The organism is Oceanisphaera arctica (genome assembly GCF_002936955.1).
In the GTDB taxonomy this organism is placed as follows: domain Bacteria; phylum Pseudomonadota; class Gammaproteobacteria; order Enterobacterales; family Aeromonadaceae; genus Oceanimonas; species Oceanimonas arctica.
The window spans coordinates 109,890-128,896 of the sequence record NZ_MPZM01000007.1; the positions used below are offsets into that span (position 1 = coordinate 109,890).

General features: G+C 60.1%; 16 protein-coding genes. 11 read left to right on the top strand and 5 right to left on the bottom strand.

Annotated elements, in window-relative coordinates; genetic code table 11:
- Positions 1-60 precede the first annotated feature (60 nt).
- Genes UN63_RS05305 through UN63_RS05315 form a run of 3 tightly spaced genes read left to right on the top strand, consistent with a single transcriptional unit; the run spans position 61 to position 3,211 of the window.
- Entirely contained in the window at positions 61-732 is a 672-nt protein-coding gene (locus tag UN63_RS05305) for a response regulator transcription factor (protein ID WP_104485744.1), read from the top strand.
- On the top strand, positions 729-2,135 hold the full coding sequence (locus UN63_RS05310) for a sensor histidine kinase (protein ID WP_104485745.1): 1,407 nt from the start codon (positions 729-731) through the stop codon (positions 2,133-2,135). Before UN63_RS05305 ends, UN63_RS05310 begins: the two co-directional genes overlap by 4 nt.
- Entirely contained in the window at positions 2,132-3,211 is a 1,080-nt protein-coding gene (locus tag UN63_RS05315) for an ABC transporter substrate-binding protein (protein WP_104485746.1), read from the top strand. Before UN63_RS05310 ends, UN63_RS05315 begins: the two co-directional genes overlap by 4 nt.
- Positions 3,212-3,291: 80 nt before the next feature.
- On the opposite strand, the gene hldE is transcribed toward UN63_RS05315, so the two are convergent.
- Positions 3,292-4,719, bottom strand: a complete 1,428-nt coding sequence (gene hldE, locus UN63_RS05320) for a bifunctional D-glycero-beta-D-manno-heptose-7-phosphate kinase/D-glycero-beta-D-manno-heptose 1-phosphate adenylyltransferase HldE (protein ID WP_104485747.1) — start codon at positions 4,717-4,719, stop codon at positions 3,292-3,294.
- A gap of 153 nt (positions 4,720-4,872) precedes the next feature.
- Between hldE and lpxL the strand changes: the two genes are divergently transcribed.
- A complete protein-coding gene (lpxL, locus tag UN63_RS05325) occupies positions 4,873-5,796 on the top strand; it encodes an LpxL/LpxP family Kdo(2)-lipid IV(A) lauroyl/palmitoleoyl acyltransferase (RefSeq protein ID WP_104485748.1) in 924 nt (307 codons plus the stop codon).
- 53 nt (positions 5,797-5,849) lie between these two features.
- Here lpxL and UN63_RS05330 read toward each other — a convergent pair whose 3' ends face one another.
- Together UN63_RS05330 and glnE are read right to left on the bottom strand one after the other, a co-directional pair.
- On the bottom strand, positions 5,850-6,209 hold the full coding sequence (locus tag UN63_RS05330; RefSeq protein ID WP_104485749.1) for a four helix bundle protein: 360 nt from the start codon (positions 6,207-6,209) through the stop codon (positions 5,850-5,852).
- 23 nt (positions 6,210-6,232) lie between these two features.
- Positions 6,233-9,112 carry a bifunctional [glutamate--ammonia ligase]-adenylyl-L-tyrosine phosphorylase/[glutamate--ammonia-ligase] adenylyltransferase gene (gene glnE / locus UN63_RS05335; protein WP_104485750.1) on the bottom strand — a complete coding sequence of 960 codons (2,880 nt, stop codon included), beginning with the start codon at positions 9,110-9,112 and terminating at the stop codon, positions 6,233-6,235.
- A 167-nt stretch (positions 9,113-9,279) separates the two neighbouring features.
- Between glnE and UN63_RS05340 the strand changes: the two genes are divergently transcribed.
- From UN63_RS05340 to UN63_RS05350, 3 genes are read left to right on the top strand one after another with little or no spacing between them, the layout of a single operon-like run.
- Positions 9,280-9,693, top strand: a complete 414-nt coding sequence (locus tag UN63_RS05340; protein ID WP_104485751.1) for a YjfI family protein — start codon at positions 9,280-9,282, stop codon at positions 9,691-9,693.
- Positions 9,694-9,703: 10 nt separating this feature from the next.
- A complete protein-coding gene (locus tag UN63_RS05345) occupies positions 9,704-10,333 on the top strand; it encodes a hypothetical protein (protein ID WP_104485752.1) in 630 nt (209 codons plus the stop codon).
- Positions 10,330-10,662, top strand: a complete 333-nt coding sequence (locus tag UN63_RS05350) for a hypothetical protein (protein WP_104485753.1) — start codon at positions 10,330-10,332, stop codon at positions 10,660-10,662. The genes UN63_RS05345 and UN63_RS05350 overlap by 4 nt, the downstream gene beginning before the upstream one ends.
- 128 nt (positions 10,663-10,790) lie before the next feature.
- On the opposite strand, the gene UN63_RS05355 is transcribed toward UN63_RS05350, so the two are convergent.
- Positions 10,791-12,308 carry a CYTH and CHAD domain-containing protein gene (locus UN63_RS05355; RefSeq protein ID WP_104485754.1) on the bottom strand — a complete coding sequence of 506 codons (1,518 nt, stop codon included), beginning with the start codon at positions 12,306-12,308 and terminating at the stop codon, positions 10,791-10,793.
- 168 nt (positions 12,309-12,476) lie between these two features.
- Here UN63_RS05355 and UN63_RS05360 point away from each other — a divergent pair, with 168 nt between their 5' ends.
- The 3 genes from UN63_RS05360 (at position 12,477) to UN63_RS05370 (ending at position 15,173) form a co-directional block, all read left to right on the top strand.
- Positions 12,477-13,157, top strand: a complete 681-nt coding sequence (locus UN63_RS05360; RefSeq protein WP_104485755.1) for a TIGR00153 family protein — start codon at positions 12,477-12,479, stop codon at positions 13,155-13,157.
- 22 nt (positions 13,158-13,179) lie between these two features.
- A complete protein-coding gene (locus UN63_RS05365; protein ID WP_104485756.1) occupies positions 13,180-14,445 on the top strand; it encodes an inorganic phosphate transporter in 1,266 nt (421 codons plus the stop codon).
- 110 nt (positions 14,446-14,555) lie between these two features.
- On the top strand, positions 14,556-15,173 hold the full coding sequence (locus UN63_RS05370; protein WP_104485757.1) for a TIGR04211 family SH3 domain-containing protein: 618 nt from the start codon (positions 14,556-14,558) through the stop codon (positions 15,171-15,173).
- 85 nt (positions 15,174-15,258) lie between these two features.
- On the opposite strand, the gene UN63_RS05375 is transcribed toward UN63_RS05370, so the two are convergent.
- Positions 15,259-16,215 (bottom strand): hypothetical protein, encoded by a 957-nt coding sequence (locus tag UN63_RS05375; protein ID WP_104485758.1) that lies wholly within the window; start codon positions 16,213-16,215, stop codon positions 15,259-15,261.
- 475 nt (positions 16,216-16,690) lie between these two features.
- On the opposite strand from UN63_RS05375, the gene putA reads away from it, so the two are divergent.
- On the top strand, positions 16,691-19,007 hold a 2,317-nt coding region (gene putA, locus UN63_RS05380), incomplete at its 3' end, for a bifunctional proline dehydrogenase/L-glutamate gamma-semialdehyde dehydrogenase PutA (protein ID WP_104485759.1).

A 19,007-nucleotide genomic window follows, 5' to 3' on the forward strand; every position in this document is an offset into this window, starting at 1 on the left:
CGAGTATGCTACCCCCCCAAGCTGTCACCAGGCTGTCACCGCTCAACAGAGGAATAAATCGTGCGCATTCTTGTCATAGAAGACACCACAGTGCTGGGGGAAGCCATCGCCGACCGGTTGCAAAAGCTGGGCCACGGCACCGATCTTATCGGTAACGGTCGTCAGGCCGCCGACTGGCTGCGCCACCAGCGGGTCGATCTGATCATCCTGGATCTCAACCTGCCCGGCCTCGGCGGCGAAGGGGTGCTGGCAGAGCTGCGCCAGCGCAAGACCGACACGCCGGTGTTGATCCTCACCGCCCGGAATCAGATAGACGATCGCATCAAGCTGCTGGATCTGGGCGCCGACGATTACCTGACCAAACCCTTCGACTTCGGCGAGCTGGAAGCCCGGGTGCGGGCCCTGTTGCGACGCAAGCAGGGCTATGCCTCCAATACCAGCGAGCACGGCAATTTGCTGTTCAACCGCGATGCCAAAACGGTCACCATCGACAATCAGCCCTGCCTCCTGGTCAACCGGGAGTTCCGCTTGCTGGAGATATTTCTGGGTGGACTGGAGCGGGTGATGAGCAAGGAAGAGCTGACCGAAAAGCTGTTCAATGCCGATGAAACCCCGTCCGCCAACACCATAGAGCTTTATGTCGCCCGCCTGCGCAAAAAACTGGCCGGCAGCTCGGTACAGATACAGACACTGCGCGGCCTCGGTTATGTGGCGCGGGTCATACAGCCATGAACAAGGCCCCGGGCCGTCATCCGGCTCTGCGTCGGCGCCTGCTGCTCAGCGGCGCTGTGCTCGCCGGCCTGGCGTTCTTGGCGATGGGGCTGATGATCTCGTACAGCAAAAAAACCGCCGATCGCAGCTACGACATCATGCTCAACAGCGCCACTCTGCAGATGGCCAATGCGGTCCGCCACACCGAGCAGGGCGTTATCGTGGATATTCCGGTTTCCGCCTTCGCCACTCTGGCTCTGGCGCCACAGGACCGCGTCTTCTACCGGATCAGCATCAACGGCACCTTCCTGACCGGTTATCGCTCATTGCCGGGTCTGCCGCCCAGCTCCCCGGCCCAGCGGCAGCTGACCCTGCAACAACCGGACTTCTTCGATGCCGAATTTGACGGCGAGCCGGTTCGGGTGGCCCGACTTATCCGTTTGAATACCGAACGGCTGCCCCACGATGAAATTCAGATAGAAGTGGCCCAGACCCGGCTCGCCCGTCAGCAACTCGCCGACGAGATCCTGTATCCGGCTCTGGAGCTGATCCTCGGGCTGCTGTTCAGCGCCCTGCTGCTGTTGTGGCTCGGTATCTATTACGCCCTGCGCCCCTTTGCCCTGATTGCCCGGGCGCTGGCCCGGCGACGGCCCCGGGATCTGACGCCCCTGTCATTACCCGTGCCCAGGGAAACCCTGCCGCTGCTGAACACCATCAATCATTTCATTGCTCGCCAGCAGCAAATGCTGTCCCGGCTGGAAGCCAGAACCTCGGTCGCCGCCCACCAGCTGCGCACTCCCCTCGCCAGCCTGCGCGCCCTGAGCCAGAACGCCCGGGACGAGCAGGACGCCGATAAACAACGCACACAGCTGCACGGTCTGATAGAGCAATGCGATCAGCTGGCGCTCACCGTCGATCACCTGCTGAATCAGGCGATGCTGGACCATCGTTTTCACAGCCAGGAGCTGATACCGGTAGAACTGAATGTCCTGGTCAGAAAGGCTTGTCTTGCACTGGCCGTACCGGCCCTGCAACGAGAGGTCGCGCTGTCTTTCGAGCCGGCGGACACGCCCTTGTGGATCCGGGGAGACGAGGTTGCCCTGATCCAGATGCTGAACAACCTGATTGATAATGCCGTGGCCCACTCTCCCCCCAACAGCCAGGTGGAGATATTGCTGCGCGAGGTACCCGAACCGACCGTCCTTATCCGGGATCGGGGACCGGGTATTCCCACTACCGAGAAAGAAAAGGTATTCGAGCGTTTCTACCGGGGCAGCCAGCACCGCTATCGGGGCTCCGGCCTTGGCATGGCCATCGCCCGGGATGTGGCGGAGCACCACGGCGCCCGCATCCTGTTGCAGGACAACGAGCCTGGCGGATTGCAGGTCGAGATCCATTTCAAATCCCACCGGAGCCTTTCATGATACTGCCACGCTTGCTCACACCTGCACTGAGCCTGTTGCTCCTGGTTCTGCCTGTGCAGGCGGCGCAGGAATTCCTGCTGCCAGCTCCGGCGGACTCCCAGCGACAGCTGGTGATTTACAGCGCCACCGACTATCGCCACCTGCAACCGCTGCTGCAGCATTTTCAGAAAGATCACCCACAGCTGAGCATCCGCCTGGTGGATCTGAATACCCGGGAATTGCATGACCGCTTTCTGACCGAAGGCCCCGACTCGCCGGCGGATCTGCTGATTAGCTCGGCCATGGACCTTCAGCTCAAGCTGGTCAACGACGGCCACGCCCGCCCCTACCGCTCCAGCCACACCCTGGCGCTACCCAGCCAGGCGCACTGGCGCCATGAACTGTTCGCCTTCACCTTCGAGCCGGTGCTGACGGTCTTTAACCGGACCCTGATCGGCCCGCACCCCGTTCCTCGCAGCCGACAGGAATTGCTCACGCTGCTGCGCCAGGATCCCGCCCGTTTTGCCGGCCGCATCACCACCTACGATATAGCGGGCAGTGGCGTCGGCTATCTGCTGGCCAGCCAGGACAGCCAGCAGGGACTCATGTACGGCCGTCTGCTGGAAGCCTTCGGCAGCCTCGCCGTTCACCTCGACGACACCAGTAACGGTATGCTGGAAAGCCTGGCTCAGGGCCGGATGGCCATCGGCTATAACCTGCTCGGCTCCTATGTTTCTTCGGCACTGGCGCGCTACCCACAGCTGGAGGCGCTGGCGCCCGAAGACTATACCCTGATGCTGATGCGACTGGCGCTGATCCCCACCACGGCGCCACACCCTGCCGCCGCCGGTGAGCTGATCGATTTCATGCTGTCGGCCCGCGGTCAGGCGCTGCTCGCCCAAAACGGCCTGCATCCCCTGCTGGAACCGGACTCGGGTCAGCTCCGGTTGGCGGTACAGGCCCAGGGTCCCATCACCCTCATCCCCCTGACGCCGGCGTTACTGCCGCTGCAGGACCGGTTCGCCAGAAAGCACTTCATCGACACCTGGACCCACTCCATCACGGCCGCGCCGTCCGCCACGCCCGATCCAGAATAAAAAAGAGGCTTGCCGATAACGGCAAGCCTCTTTTAGTCCGGTGCAGTACTAACCCACCGGTTCCCGACTTTTTCGGCGGCTTATCCGCGGGTGCGAATGGCCTGGATGATAGCAGTGGTGGAGCAACCGTCTTCGAAGTTGAGCACCTTGACCTCGCCGCCATTGGCGGTGACTTCCTCGAAACCGGCAATCTCTTCCGGCTTGTAGTCGCCGCCTTTGACCAGCACATCCGGCAGGGTCTCGGCGATCAACCGCTGCGGGGTATCCTCGACGAAGGGCACCACCCAGTCGACCGCCCCCAGGCCTGCCAGCACTGCCATGCGTCTGTCTACCGTGTTCACTGGGCGACCGTCGCCCTTGAGCGCACGCACCGAGGCATCGGTATTTACCGCCACTATCAGGCGGTCACCCAGCTGGCGAGCATGGTTCAGGTAGGAAACATGACCGGCGTGCAGTATGTCAAAACAGCCGTTGGTCATAACGATTTTCTCGCCGCGACGACGGGCCGCGTCCACCACGTATTTCAGCTGCTGCTCGCTCACCACGCCCATGCCGGATTCGGGCGCACCGTACAGCACGTTCGCCAGCTCGATGGCAGACACCGTGGAGGTACCCAGCTTGCCCACCACTATGCTGGCGGCCACGTTGGCCAGGGCACAGGCTTCGTCCAGCGGCAGACCGGCGGCCAGGCTGGTGGCCAGGGTGGCAATCACAGTATCGCCGGCACCGGTAACATCGAACACCTCATGGGCCTGGGCCGGCAGATGCAGTTCGTCTTCGTCGGCGCGGATCAGGGTCATGCCATGCTCGGAGCGGGTGACCAGCAGAGCCTTGAAGTCGAACTTTTTCATCAGTTCCCGCCCGCGGGCTACCAGTTCCTGCTCGTCTTTCACCTTGCCCACCACGGCTTCGAATTCGCTCATATTGGGGGTAAGCAGGGTGGCGCCGCGGTATTTTTCGAAGTCGGATCCCTTGGGATCCACCAGCACAGGCACGCCGGCCTCATTGGCGGCCTGGATCAACGTCTGCACCTGCGTCAGGGCGCCCTTGGCGTAATCCGACAGCACCACCACACCGGCCTGGCTCAGGGCTGCACGGGTCTTGTCGGTCAGCGGTGCGGCGTCTTCCTGGGCAAAGCTTTCTTCGAAATCCAGCCGTAGCAGCTGCTGGTTGCGGCTCATCACCCGCAACTTGGTGATGGTGGGGTGGCTGGTGAGGCGCACGAAGTCACACTCGACGCCTACGCCCTGCATCTTGTCCTGCAGCGAGGTCGCCGCCTCGTCGGCTCCGGTCAGGCCCAGCAGACGGGCCTTGGCACCCAATGCCGCCACGTTCAGCGCCACGTTGGCCGCGCCGCCGGGACGTTCTTCGTTGTGCTCGACCTTGACCACAGGCACCGGAGCTTCGGGCGAGATACGTCCGGTGGGGCCAGACCAGTAACGATCCAGCATGACATCTCCTACCACCAGCACCCTGGCACTATCGAATTCCGGCAACTTGATCTTCATGGTTCCGACTCTTTTGAACATGGGAAAGGGGAAATATTATCACAGCCACCCATAATCGCACCCGTCGACCGGCCTTTGGTGGCCATTCGTGGCCGAGTTAATTAGAATTCCGTCACTTGTTGATAATGACGAATGTTGATAATGGCGACCGCAATGCACAACTCTCGACTTCCTCCCTTTACCGCCGCGCTGCTGCACCCGCGCTATCTGTTTAACTGGCTGGGGCTCGGCCTGCTGTGGCTCTTGGTCACCCTGCTGCCCTGGCGCGCCCAGATGGCACTGGGTCGCGGCCTGGGCCGATTGTCGATGAAGGCACTGAAGTCCCGGGTCAAGGTCGCCCGCCGCAACCTGGAGCTGGCTCTGCCGGAGCTTGACGAGAGTGCGCGGGAACGCACACTCAAGGCCAACTTCGAGAGCGTCGGCTGCGCCATCTTCGAGACTGGCATGGCCTGGTTCTGGCCGCACTGGCGCATGAAGGCCATCACCCGCATGGAAGGCACAGAGCACGTGGACGCCGCCGTGGCCAGGGGCCAGGGCATGCTGTTGCTGTCGGCCCACTTTTTAACTCTTGAGCTGAACGCCCGTCAGTTCGGTCTCTACCGGCCGGGCGTGGGCGTCTATCGCCCCAACACCAATCCGGTACTGGAATACGCCCAGGTGCAGGGTCGCTGCCGTTCCAACAAGTATCTGGTGGACCGACTCAACATCAAGGGCATGCTCAAGGCCCTGCGTCAGGGTGATGCGCTCTGGTACGCGCCGGACCACGACTACGGCAGCCATGCCAGCGTGTTCGTGCCCTTCTTTGCCGTCGAAGAGGCCGCCACCATCACCGGCACCGCCACCCTGGCCCGGGTGAAGAAAACCGTGACCCTGCCCTGTTTCACCCTGCGCGAGAAAGACGGTTACCGACTGCTGATCCAGGCCCCCATCGCCGACTTCCCGGTCGGTGACGACATGGCGGACGCCATCGCCAGCAACCAGGTGATCGAAGCCGCCATCCGCCTGGCTCCGGAGCAGTACATGTGGCTGCACCGCCGCTTCAAGACCACCCCGAAAGGAGTACCGTACCGGTACTGACTGTCATAAAAGCGGGATCAGGGATTGGGGACTCGGGAATGGAGCAGCCGTTGTCAGCTCTCTAGTTTCCTTTTGATGCTGCTCTGCAAGCCGTTGAGCAACCGAAAGGTACGCTCCAGCTGTTGAAAAACATCGTGTGTCTCCGGCAGCAGACCAAGCATGCAGGCTATCTCCATCTGGGTATTAAGCTCATTCAGCGAGCCTCGGGCAATACTCAGAAAATGTGCGTATTCACGAGTACTTGATCTGGCAACGCCTTCGGCAATGTTGGAAGGCACCGAGATGGCCGCCCTGAGCATCTGGGATGTCAGGCCAAACAGCTCGGCCCGGGGAAATGCCGACGAGACCTCATAGGTCAGTTTTACCAGCAGCATGGCCTCACGCCAGACATCCAGTCGCTTGTGCGTCTTCATACTTCACCCCCAGTCCCGAATCCCTAGTCCCCAATCCCGGTCTGCTGCAGCCACTTGTTCCAACTGGCGACGACCCAGTCCCGCTCCTGAGTCAGCTCGGTGTCCGGCAGCAGACCCGGCTTATCCGACAGGCTCAGCCGGTGGCCTCGGTCGCGGATGGCACAGTAGGCAGTTCTCAGCCGCAGGGCTTCGTCTTCTTCCAGCAGCCCGACTTCCACCGCCGATTCCAGAATTCGAATATTGTCCGACCAGCGGGTCAGGGCCTCCGGGTGCTCATGGCCATGAGCCAGCACCAGGTACTGGGTCAGAAATTCGATATCGACCAGCCCGCCCGCCGACTGCTTAAGATGAAACTCGCCGGGGCCGGCCTTACTCAGGTGAGTACGCATCTTCTCGCGCATCTTGACCACTTCTTCCGCGAGGGCGATATGATCGCGCGTGGCGCTCAGGGTTTCTCGCCGGATTAGCTCGAACTCCTGATGCAGAACTGCATCGCCCACGATCAGGCGGCTGCGTACCAGTGCCTGATGCTCCCAGATCCAGGCCTCACTCTGCAGATAATGCTGATAGGCATCGAGCGGGCTGACCATCAGGCCCGATTCGCCGCTGGGGCGCAGTCGCATGTCCAGCTCGTAGAGCACACCGCTGGGGGTGCGGGTGCTGAACAGGTGGATGATGCGCTGGGCCAGCCGCAGGTAGAACTGGCGCACATCCAGCGGCTTGTTGCCGTTGGTCTGCCCCTTGAGCCCCGCCTCCTGCACGAACACCAGATCCAGGTCCGAACTGTAGGCCAGCTCTATGCCACCCAGCTTGCCGTAGGCCACCACACCAAAGCCCCGTCGCGGGCTGTCCGCCAAGGTCTCGGGCACGCCGTGACGGGCGCTGATCTGGGCCCAGGCCTGGTTGACCACCTCTTCGACGATGGCTTCCGCCAGCCAGGTCAGGTGATCACTCACCTTCATCAGCGGCAGGGCGCCGGCAATATCGGCGGCGGCGATGCGCAACAAGTGGATCTGCTTGAACTGGCGCAGCGCCTCCATCTGCTGCTCCACATCCTCTTCCGGCACTCGCAGCAGGAACTGACGCAATTCATCTTTGTAGGCATCGAGCGGCATGGGCTTGTACAGCACCTGGGGCACCAGCAGCTCGTCCAGCAGTATCGGATAACGGGCCAGCTGTTCGGCCACCAGCGAGCTCGACTCGCACAAGCGGATCAACTGGGTCAGGGCGCCGGCATTTTCCACCAGTAACTGTAGATAGGCGGTGCGGGTGACGATTTGCAGCAGCAGCTTCTGCAGCCGGGCAAACAGAATGCCGGGCGTGTCCGACTGGCTGACCTTGTCCAGCAGCACCGGCATCAGTTTTTCCAATGCCTGTCGCCCCTGGGGGCCCATGGCCCGACGCGGACATTCTTCCTTGAAGGTATTGAGCGCCCGGGCCAGGCGCAGTGCCTTGTCCTCATCCATGCCCTGCTCCTGCAGCACCGGGAGCAGTTCCGACTCGTCCAGCTCGGTTTGCCACAGATCGAACCAGATCTGGGCCGCGCCTTCGTCTTCGGCCTCGGTGCTGTCACCGATAAGACCGCCAAACTGCTGGTGTACCCCGTCCATGGCCTGGCGCAACGCCTGATAGAAGCCGTCCCAGCTGTCATGCCCCATCAGCCAGGCCAGCCGGCTGCGATTGAGCTCATCCTGAGGCAGGGTCTGGGTCTGCTGATCGTCGAACGCCTGCAGAAAGTTCTCAACCCGGCGCAACAGGCGATAGCTCTGGTGCAGCTGCCCGGCCTCGGTTGCGGTCAGCGCCCCGGATTGATGGGCTGCCGCCAGGGCATCCGGCAGGTGGCGTACTTGCAGCTCCGGCTCACGCCCACCACGAATCAGCTGAAACACCTGGGCGATAAATTCCACCTCGCGAATGCCGCCGGCCCCCAGCTTGATGTTGTCCTGCAGGCCCTTGCGCCGCACCTCGGCGGCGATCATCGCCTTCATCTGGCGCAGGGAGTCGATCACCCCGAAGTCGATATAACGACGAAACACGAAAGGCTTGAGCATGGCGCGCAGCTCGGCAGTATATTCGCCCTCGTCGTTGAGAATGCGCGCCTTGACCATGGCGTAACGCTCCCAGGTGCGGCCATGATGCTGGTAGTAATCTTCCATGGCAGCAAAGCTGACCGCCAACGGCCCCGACTCGCCGAAGGGCCGCAACCGCATATCCACCCGATAGACCTGACCGTCGACCGTGGTCTGGTGCAGGGAGTTGACCAGCTTCTGCCCCAGGCGAATAAAGAACTGCTGGTTGGCCAGCTCGCGGCGCCCGCCCCGGGTCACGCCGTTATGGGAAAAGGTGAAGATAAGGTCGATATCGGAGGAAAAATTCAGTTCGCGTCCGCCCAGCTTGCCCATGCCCAGGATCAGCATGGGCACGGCATTGCCCTCGGCATCGGTGGGCGTGCCCAGCTCGGCGCACTGACGTTGATACCACCAGCGATAGGCGGCCACGATCAGGGCATCAGCCAGCGCCGAAATATGGGTAAAGCTTTCTTCCACGGCTGCGCCCAGCAGCATCTCGCGCCAGGCGATCAGCAGCAGCTCGCGCCGGCGAAAACGGCGCAACACACGCTGCAGTCCCGGCTCGTCGTTCACTCCGGCCAGCAATAGAGCCAGCTCGGGCTGATAGCGATCGGCCCGATTGGCGTTATGAAGATCACGCTCGTCGTCCAGTTCCAGCGCTAGTTCGGGCTGCCGGCACAGGCTATCGGCGGCGAAATCGCTGCAGGCAAACAGGGTGTGCAGCTGAGCGCGGCGTGGTTCGCTCAAGGAAGCCACCACCTCGGCGGCACCTTCTTCGAAGCGGGACCAGTGCTTGTCTGCCTGGGTCTTCAGCAGGGAGGGCATATCAACCATGTACGTATCCTTGTCGGCGGCGTCTGACTGCAGATTATCATTGTTGTCGTCGTTGCACAGTGCGTCGGTGCAGATTGTCGTACGCCCTGGTGCATCGAAGGGTGGGCTTGCGCTGAGGGTAAGAGCTGATTTAGTCTGTAATGGACTTATTATGTCAGGACCTCTTGATGGATCTATCAGTTATCGGCCACCACCTCGAACGGCTCGACGAGCAATCGACCACCGGCTTTCGCTTTCAATGCTTTCCCATCTCCGGCGACGTCGAGGTGCTCAAGGTCACGGTCGAAGGGCGGGAAGAACTGCCGCTGTTTATTTCGGTCTCCGACGATCAGATTCTCTGTATCAGCTACCTGTGGGATGAACGCCAGGTTGACCCAAGCCGGCGCCAGGCCATGCTCGAGGCCATGCTCGACATGAATATTCCCATGCCGCTGTCGGCCTTTGCCCGACTCGATGACTGGTATGTGGTGTTCGGCGCCCTGTCACTCAATTCCGCCCTGGCCGATATCGAACACGAGCTGGCGGTGTTGAGCGACAACTGCCTGGAAGTGATCGAAGACATGGCGGAGTTTCTATTATGAGGGCCAGCCGATGAGTACCCTGGGTCAGGTACTTCGTAGCCTGCATAACGCGGACAATGGCGGCCTGGAGTCGGATCGGGTCTGCGTGCAGCTGCTGCGCGATTGTCGCCATGCCGAACAGCATATGCAGGGGCTGTCACGCCAGTGCCAACAGCTCGGCCTCGATATCGAGCAGGCGCGCGGACAACTGCCTGTTTTGCAGCAGCAGCGGGCCGAACGGGAACAGGCGGCACTGACCGCACTGGCCGCCGGTGAACAGGAGCGAGCCCACCAGCTGGCCACCGACCTGGCCCGCGAAGAAGACCGGCTCGATGCCAGTCAGCTCGCGCTCACCAGCCTGCTTAAACGACAAAGCTACTATCAGAGCCGCTGGCTGAGTGCCGAGCGCCATTATCACGATCTGTGTCGCCAGCTGACCATGGCCAAAAACACCGCCTGTGTCCGCAAGACCATGACCGCTATTCGCCGGCATCCTGCGGTGACGCTCATCAACGCCAAGCAGGCACTGGCCGATATACGGGCACGAGAACAGCAACAGGCGGCAGACGTTGAGCCCGAGGCGACGCCGGCAACCACAGACGTACGCAGTGCCGATCAGGTTCTGGCACGGTTACAGCAACAACTGAGGGGCCGTTCATGAGCCAACGCAAACTGCCGGATAAATGGCAAAGCTCGGTGCGTGCCGCCAAGGCGGTACAGGTTGCCTTCGATATGGATGAAACCCTGCAGTATCAGATCAGGCGTGAGGCGCTGGATCACGGCCTGAGCCCCTCGGATCAGATTCGCCATATTCTGACCCTGCCTACCGCCGACAAACCCAAACGCCCCCGGTTGACGGTGTCGCTCAGCCCGGACGATTATGTGTATCTGGCAGAACGCTACGGCCTGCAGCCCGAGCAGCAGCTGGAAATCAAACACAAGGTGATGGATGAATTGCTGAGCTACAGCCAGCAAATGCTGAAGCCCTGAAACTATCCTCCTCGATGCACCGTAGTCACCCGTTGCCACCGTCTGCGGGCAACTCGGTGTTCGAAAGAGGCAACAGAAACCAACGCGTGACGGTTTGCGCCGCATAAATCGGCCCTACAAGAGCAGCCTCAACGCCAGTAGGGCTTCAGCAACAGCGCCTGAGCTCGGGACTGCTCCAGCGCCTTCAGCAAAAACCGCTGCTTGCGCGCCAGCCACTCGTCTAGCTCGGCGGCGTCTTGTTCATTCAGTTCATCACGCAGATCCAGCAGGGGCGACAACATATCCAGATCTTCGATGCCCCGCAGAATATCGAGCCAGGGCATTCGAAAGGCGATACGTTCCGCTTCCGGATACAGGGTACTGAAACAGAGCCCGACCATAAGATTGCGCCTGAGCTTGCCCTTTTGCTGAATATAACGCTCACCGTCCAACCTGGGCTCACCCAGGGCGCTATGGCGCAGCACATGCCAGCTGTCATCCAGCCGTTGCCGGGCCAGGCTGGCCACCGGGGCCGCCAACTGAGTCACTTGTGTCGGTGACAGTCCGGCACGCCAGTCCTGCCGGTACAGCCAGTGGGTCAGCCCCAGCATCAGCCGGCCATAACGGGCGCTGTACAATAGTGCCTGCAGCTGCGCCTCATCGGGCAACAGCTCCTGCCGGGCCATCAGTTCACAGGTCAGGGTCTTGCGACAGTCCAGCCGCCGCAGGTAATGTCCCTTGTCGGCGGTGAGATAGGTCAGCATCTGCGCCCGATCCAGCCAGGAGAGCTGCTGTTGCAACCACAAGAGATCGTCGATCCAGCCGCTGTTGACCCGGTGCGACAACTGCTCGCCGAACAGCAGCAAGGTCTGATGCACCAGAGAGACCCCTTCTCTCAATTGCGCCAGCCAGTCGAGACTCGAATCCGACTCGGCCAGCCAGCCCTCCTCATGATGCTGCCAGTGACACAGCCCCTTGTGCAGCAAGGCCACCATGGTCTGCTCACAGGTATCTTCCGGCTTGAGTACCAGCGGCTCCAGCATCTGCAACCGGGGCTTGGGGCTCAGCCCCGCCAGTTGGTAGCCGCGCTTGGCCTTGGAGACGGCGCCCAGGCGCAGGCCACCCTCTTTCACCAACACCTCGGCCAGCTCAAACAGCTGGGAGGCATCGCCCTTGACCAGTTCCAGCTCCAACTCGTGAATCGGCTCTCGCCTGTCTCCCGCCTGCACTTCTCCTTCATCCAGCGCCAGTTCTATTTCGGTGCCGTCGATAACCAGTAACCAGCGCCGACGCAGAAAATCGGTGCTGAACAGCGGTTGCAATGACTGCTGTATCTGAGCCGGGTTCACACCCTCGGGCCAGATCCGGGCCGGAAACAGAGACAAATCCGGGGTGTGCACCGTCAGGGGCACATTATATTCCGGCCTTTGATGCAGGCCACCCACCTGGCTGCCCGCCAGCTTGACGGTTTGCTCCATCTCCCCGTTCTGACTGCGAATGCGCAGACCGGCATCCATCTTGCGCAGCGCCAGATCAGCGGTATCGAAATAGGTGTTGGCCAGGTGTTGCTGGTCCTGCTTGAGGATTTGGTAAGATTGCAACAGCGTGGGCAGCCGATTGGCCACATCGGGTGAGACAAGAAACTTGAGTTCGATTTCTGTATCCATAAGGGTGTCCTGGAGTCCCAACCTTTTGATTTAAATGTACAATAATGAAATACCGAGGGGCAGAGACCTCAGCATCATGAAAAATGCTGTTTTCTTGCCTTTATAGTTAAGTTACCATTCGCGCCACTTTAATGTATCGAGTGTTTTTTCACCGAAACAGGGTTGGCCATGCCAGTAAATACTATTTTAGGACTCTTTGCCAAGTCCCCGATCAAGCCCTTGCAGAAGCATGTGATTAAAGTCCATGAAGCTGCACAGCAATTGGTGCCCTTCTTCGACGCCATGTGGGAGCAGGATTGGGAACAAGCCGGGATCATTCAAAGACGCATTTCCCAGCTCGAACGGGAAGCCGACACACTGAAACGCGAAATTCGCCTCAAACTCCCTCGCGGCCTCTTCATGCCGGTTGAGCGTACCGATATGCTGGAACTGCTCACCCAGCAAGACAAAATCGCCAACAAGGCGAAAGACATTGCCGGCCGCATCGTTGGTCGTCAGATGAGCATTCCGCCGCAGCTCAAACCCGCCTTTATGGATTACCTCAGCCGGTGTATCGATGCTACCGCGCAGGCCGCCAAGGCCATTGACGAGCTCGACGAGCTGCTGGAAACCGGCTTCAAGGGTCGCGAAATGGATCTGGTGTCCGAGATGATACACCAGCTCGACCTGATCGAAGATGATACCGATGTGATGCAAGCCAAGCTGCGCAAACAGCTGCAGGCCATCGAAGACGGCTATAACCCTATCGATGTCATGTTTCTGTACAAGATCCTCGAATGGGTCGGTGACCTGGCAGATCAGGCCGAACGGGTGGGTTCCCGTTTAGAGCTGATGCTGTCACGTTCCTGAGTGAAATAACAAAGGTATAAAAATGGATATCATCGCTAACTACGGCACCACGCTGATCCTGATCGCCGCCGTATTCGGCCTGTTCATGGCCTGGGGTATCGGCGCCAATGATGTGGCCAACGCCATGGGTACCTCGGTGGGCACCCGCTCGCTGACCATCAAGCAGGCGATCATTATCGCCATGATCTTTGAATTTGCCGGCGCCTACCTGGCCGGCGGCGAGGTCACCTCCACCATTCGTAACGGCATCATAGATGTCAGCGCCTTTGAAGGCCACCCGGACCTGCTGGTGTTCGGCATGATTGCCTCCCTGCTGGCGGCCGGCACCTGGCTGCTGCTGGCCTCCTACTTCGGCTGGCCGGTGTCCACCACCCATTCCATCGTCGGCGCCATCATCGGTTTTGCCCTGGTCTCCCTGGGTTCGGAAGCCATCCAGTGGACCATGGTGCTCGGTATCATCGGCTCCTGGATAGTGACTCCCGCCCTGTCCGGCGTACTGGCCTACTTCACCTTCATCAGCGTGCAGCGGCTGATCTTCAATGCCGACAATCCGCTGGATGCGGCCAAGAAATACGTGCCGATCTACATCTTCATGACAGCGATGGTGATCTGCCTTGTGACCATGAAGAAGGGACTCAAGCATGTAGGTCTGGAGATGACCGATGTACAGGGCTGGGGCCTGTCAGTGCTGGTTTCCCTGGTGCTGGCCGCATTGAGCGCTGTCTATATCAAGCGGCAACAATACAACCCCAAGGACGATGCCGACATGCACTTCTCCAACGTGGAGAAGGTATTCGGTATCCTGATGGTTATCACCGCCTGTGCCATGGCCTTTGCCCACGGCTCCAACGACGTGGCCAATGCCATTGGCCCGCTGGCTGCCGTGGTCAGCACGGTGGAAAGCGCCGGTCAGATCGCCAGTAAGGCGACTATCGCCTGGTGGATACTGCCGCTGGGCGGTATCGGTATCGTCATCGGCCTGGCTTCGCTCGGTCACAAGGTGATGGCCACGGTCGGCACCGGCATTACCCACCTGACCCCCAGCCGTGGCTTTGCCGCCCAGCTGGCCACCGCTGCGACAGTGGTGATCGCCTCCGGCACCGGTCTGCCTATTTCCACCACCCAGACCCTGGTGGGGGCCGTGGTAGGGGTAGGCCTGGCGCGCGGTATTGCCGCGCTCAACCTGAATGTACTGCGTAATATCGCCGTGTCCTGGATAGTCACCCTGCCCGCAGGTGCCATACTGGCGATTGTGTTCTTCTATATCATTCAGTGGTTCTTCAGCTAAACACTGACTTCAAGGGGGCAAACTGCCCCCTTGTTCTTGTTCTCCCCCTCCACACCAATTACCATGTTCCCACTGTTAAAAATGAATTATTGAGAACGAAGGAACCCCAGGTGAAATCAAAACTTCTTGTGGTACTGCTGTGCTACCTGCCGTGGCTCGGCATGGCCGAGGCAGCCAATCGTTATATTTCCGATAACGTGTACACCTATCTGCGCACAGGTCCCAGTAACCAGTTCCGCATTCTCGGCACCGTCAATGCCGGCGAGCCGGTCGAACAACTGGGCTCCGACGCCGAGACCAAGTACGTCCAAATTCGTGACGCCGAGGGCCGTACTGGCTGGGTAAATGGCGAGTTTGTACAGACGGAAGAAAGCTTTCGATCCCGGCTGCCGTCGATGGAGGAGGATCTGATAAACACCAAACAGCTACTTGCCTCCGTCGACGAACGACATGAGCTGGATATTCAGGATAAAACCTCTCGGCTGCAGCAGCAGGAGCAGGAACTGAGCCAGGTGCACGAGCAGCTCAACGAGCTGCGCCAGCAGCATGCAAAGCTGGAAACCGAAAACCAGCGCCTGAGCAGCCTGATGGATGACAAGGAACACAAGATGCGTCTGGACTGGCTGCTGAACGGTGGTCTGGTGGCCGGTGCCGGTGTCCTGTTCGGGATACTGCTGCCCATGGTTCCCCTGCGCCGCAGACGTAATCAGGGCCGCTGGATGAACTGAGGCCGAGTTAAGACAATATCAGTAACGATAAAGGCGCCTTGGGGCGCCTTTATCGTTACTCGTGACATGTGTGATTCCGTTAGCTTTAGTCCTGCTGGCTCAGGGCGAAGTGCCGGTTGGGCTTGCGATAGACGATGCCGTCTTGCAGCAACCAGTGAAAAATATCTTCCACTTCTTCCAGCGGCTTCTCCAGCATGCGTGACACTGCGCCTTTGGCGCAGCGCAGCTCACCCGCCTGTAACCGGGCCACCAGTTCATGGTAATAATCCGGACGGGCCGGTACTGCAGGCTGCGCCGGCACAACCGACGTGGTCGCCGCTTGCTGCTCTTGTTGTCTCTGACTGCGCCGGAAACGGGTTTCTTCCCCCAACAGAGAGATGAAGAAGGCGGCGAAGAAATCCAGCAAAACAGACAGAGCGGCAACAATACCAAACTGCACCCGCGCCAGCGGCCAGCCCAGGCCGTCGGCCAGGCTGGACATCAGGCCCATCAGCGAGCTCTGGCTGGTAATGGCGACCTGATCCCGCTCCCGACGTAATTCATCCTGCCGTGCCCGCAGATCCTGGTTGCGGGCGAGCATCTCTGTCATGCCGTTCGCAATTCGTTTCATGTCGATATAGGCCTGGGCCGCCTGCTCGTTAATCTCTATTTCCCGATCCAGAGACACTATCTTGTCGTTATAGCTCTGCACCTCGGCCGCCTTGGCCTCATCTCCCTTCATCAGAGTATTGGTAGCGGCATTGATACCGCCGACACTGCCAGCGATGGAAAGACCCGACAATACTGCATAGAAGCAGAGCGCCTTCAGGGAGCCCATCGAATCACCACGATTGGTTCGCTCGCCCATTTCATACCAGATATAAAATTTGCCGACCTCAAACACCAACGCCAGGCCGCCAAACATCAGCTTCATCAGCAGGCCCTGCTCCAGCGACAGGAACAGCAGCAGAGAAAACACCATGGAAGCGGCAATGGAGGCGCCGGTAATCAGATAAACCACAGACAGGGCGAAATGCCCCTTGGGAAGACGTTGATAGTGCACTTGGCTTGCTTACCACAGACAGAAATGAGCGCGCATTATAGGGCGAGAGCCCCCGACAAGACAATGCCGCCCATCGGTCGGGTGTTGCCGCCCGAACCCGCATTTTTCACCGATATGACCCGTTGGCTCCCTGATACTCCAATGGCTTGCCGTTCCACCGTCGTGCACGGTATTACCGCCACTCATACCGCCGCCAAGAGAAGTCACCGACAAGAGCCCATCGTCATCATAGACAACCGTGGGTGACGGCTTCAGCTATATTGATAAAGCCTAACTGTTAAGGTATGGCGCCTTTATTTGGTATACGAAAATATCGACAAGACAAGATTTAACTCGATAAAAATGCCAACAAAATCTCAATTTGGCGACCAAGCAGACAGATGCACTGTTAATTACGTATTCATCGTATACGTTGGCGTCATTAGGAGCCGCCTAGCTCGGGCAGCCATCACCCCGCGATATCAGGAGTGCCGTTATGTTTACTGCCGCCACCGTCTTTGCATCCGGTTATGCCCCCAGGGATCTGCCGTCCCTGCGCCAGGATATAACCCGGAACTACATCGTCGACGAGAACGCCTATCTTGCCGCCTTGCTGGAGCAGGTGCCCGCCAGCGGTCAGACCCTGGCGCAAATCAATCAACAGTCCCGCCGGCTGGTAACCAGAGTGCGCGAAGAGAGTGACGGCGGTGACGGCATCGATGCCTTTTTGCAGCAATACAGCCTGGATACTCAGGAAGGCATTATTCTAATGTGTCTGGCTGAAGCTCTGCTGCGCATTCCCGACAGCCACACCGCCGATGAGTTGATTAAAGACAAGCTGTCCGGCGCCGACTGGGCCAGGCATTTCCGCCAGAGCGACTCCACCCTGGTCAACGCCTCAACCTGGGGGCTGATGCTGACCGGCAAAATAGTACGTATGGACAAGAAGCTGGACGGTAATCCGGCCAACGTGCTCAACCGCATGATCAACCGTATGGGCGAGCCCATGGTGCGCTCGGCCATGTATGCAGCCATGAAGATCATGGGCAAGCAGTTCGTGCTGGGGCGGGATATCAAGGAGGCGCTCAAGGCCAGCCGCAAGTCCCGTGACCTGGGCTATACCCATTCCTACGACATGCTGGGCGAGGCGGCGATGACCGCCGACGATGCCGAGAAATACCGCAGCGACTACGCTAACGCCATCGCTACCGTCGGTGCCGAAAAGCTCAACAACCCCAAGGTGCCGCGCCCGTCCATCTCCATCAAGCTGTCGGCCCTGCATCCCCGCTATGAAGAAGCCAACCGGGAACGGGTACTGACCGAGCTGTATCGCACCGTACTCGGACTGCTGGAGCAGGCCCGTAAACTGGATGTGTTCATCACCATAGATGCGGAAGAAATGGATCGGCTGGAGCTGTCACTGGATCTTTTCGAATCCCTTTACCGTTCGGATGTGAACCAGGGCTGGGGCGGCCTCGGGCTGGTGATTCAGGCCTATTCCAAACGCGCCCTGCCGGTACTGTGCTGGCTGACCGCCCTGTCTCGCAGCCAGGGTGATGAAATTCCGGTGCGTCTGGTGAAAGGCGCCTATTGGGACAGTGAAATAAAACACTGTCAGCAGACCGGTATCGACGGCTATCCGGTCTATACCCGCAAGGCCAGCACCGATGTGTCTTACCTGGCCTGTGCCCGCTATCTGCTGAGCGACGCCACCGATGGCGCCATCTATCCTCAGTTTGCTACCCACAACGCCCATACGGTGGTGTCGGTGATGGCCATGGCCGGGGAGCGAAACTTCGAGTTTCAGCGGCTGCACGGCATGGGCGAAGAACTGTATAACGCCGTGCTGGCTGAAAACCCGGGACTGAATTGCCGCATCTATGCGCCGGTCGGCGCGCACAAGGATCTGCTGCCCTACCTGGTACGTCGCCTGCTGGAAAACGGCGCCAATACCTCCTTCGTGCACAAGCTGGTGGATCCCAAGACCCCCATCGACACCCTGATCACCCACCCGCTGACCAGCCTGGCGGAATACCGCAGCCTGGCCAATGACAAGATACCGCTGCCGCTGGCCATCTTCCCGGACAGGGCCAACTCCCGGGGCCTGAACATGAATATCGAAGGCATTCGCGCGCCTTTCTTCAAGGCGCTGGATGAACTGACCATCAAAACCTGGCAAGCCGGTCCCGTCGTCGGCGGTAAGACCCTGACCACCGGTGCCGCCAATGCGGTACTGAGCCCGCAGGATCATGGTCAGCAGGTTGGCCAGGTCTATTTTGCCGACAAGGCCACGGTCGAGCTGGCCGTCGGCAAGGCGCAGGCCGCCTTCAAAGGCTGGCGCAACACTCCGGTAGAGGTCCGCGCCCAGGCTCTGGAAAAGCTGGCAGATCTGCTGGAAGAAAATCATATCCCGCTCATTTCTCTCTGTACCCGGGAGGCAGGCAAATTGCTGCAGGACGGCATCGACGAGGTGCGTGAGGCTGTGGACTTCTGCCGCTACTATGCCAACGAGGCCCGCACCCTGATGGAGCCGAAGAAGCTGCCCGGCTACACCGGCGAGCTGAACCTGCTGTACGCCCAGGGCCGTGGCCCCTTCGTCTGCATCAGCCCCTGGAACTTTCCGCTGGCGATCTTCCTCGGTCAGGTTGCCGCCGCCCTGGCCACCGGTAACACTGTGCTGGCCAAGCCCGCCGAACAGACCAGCCTGATTGCCCATCTGGCGGTCACCCTGGCGCACAAGGCCGGCATTCCCGCCGATGTGCTGCAGCTGCTGCCCGGCGACGGTGCCACAGTCGGGGCGACGCTGACCGCGG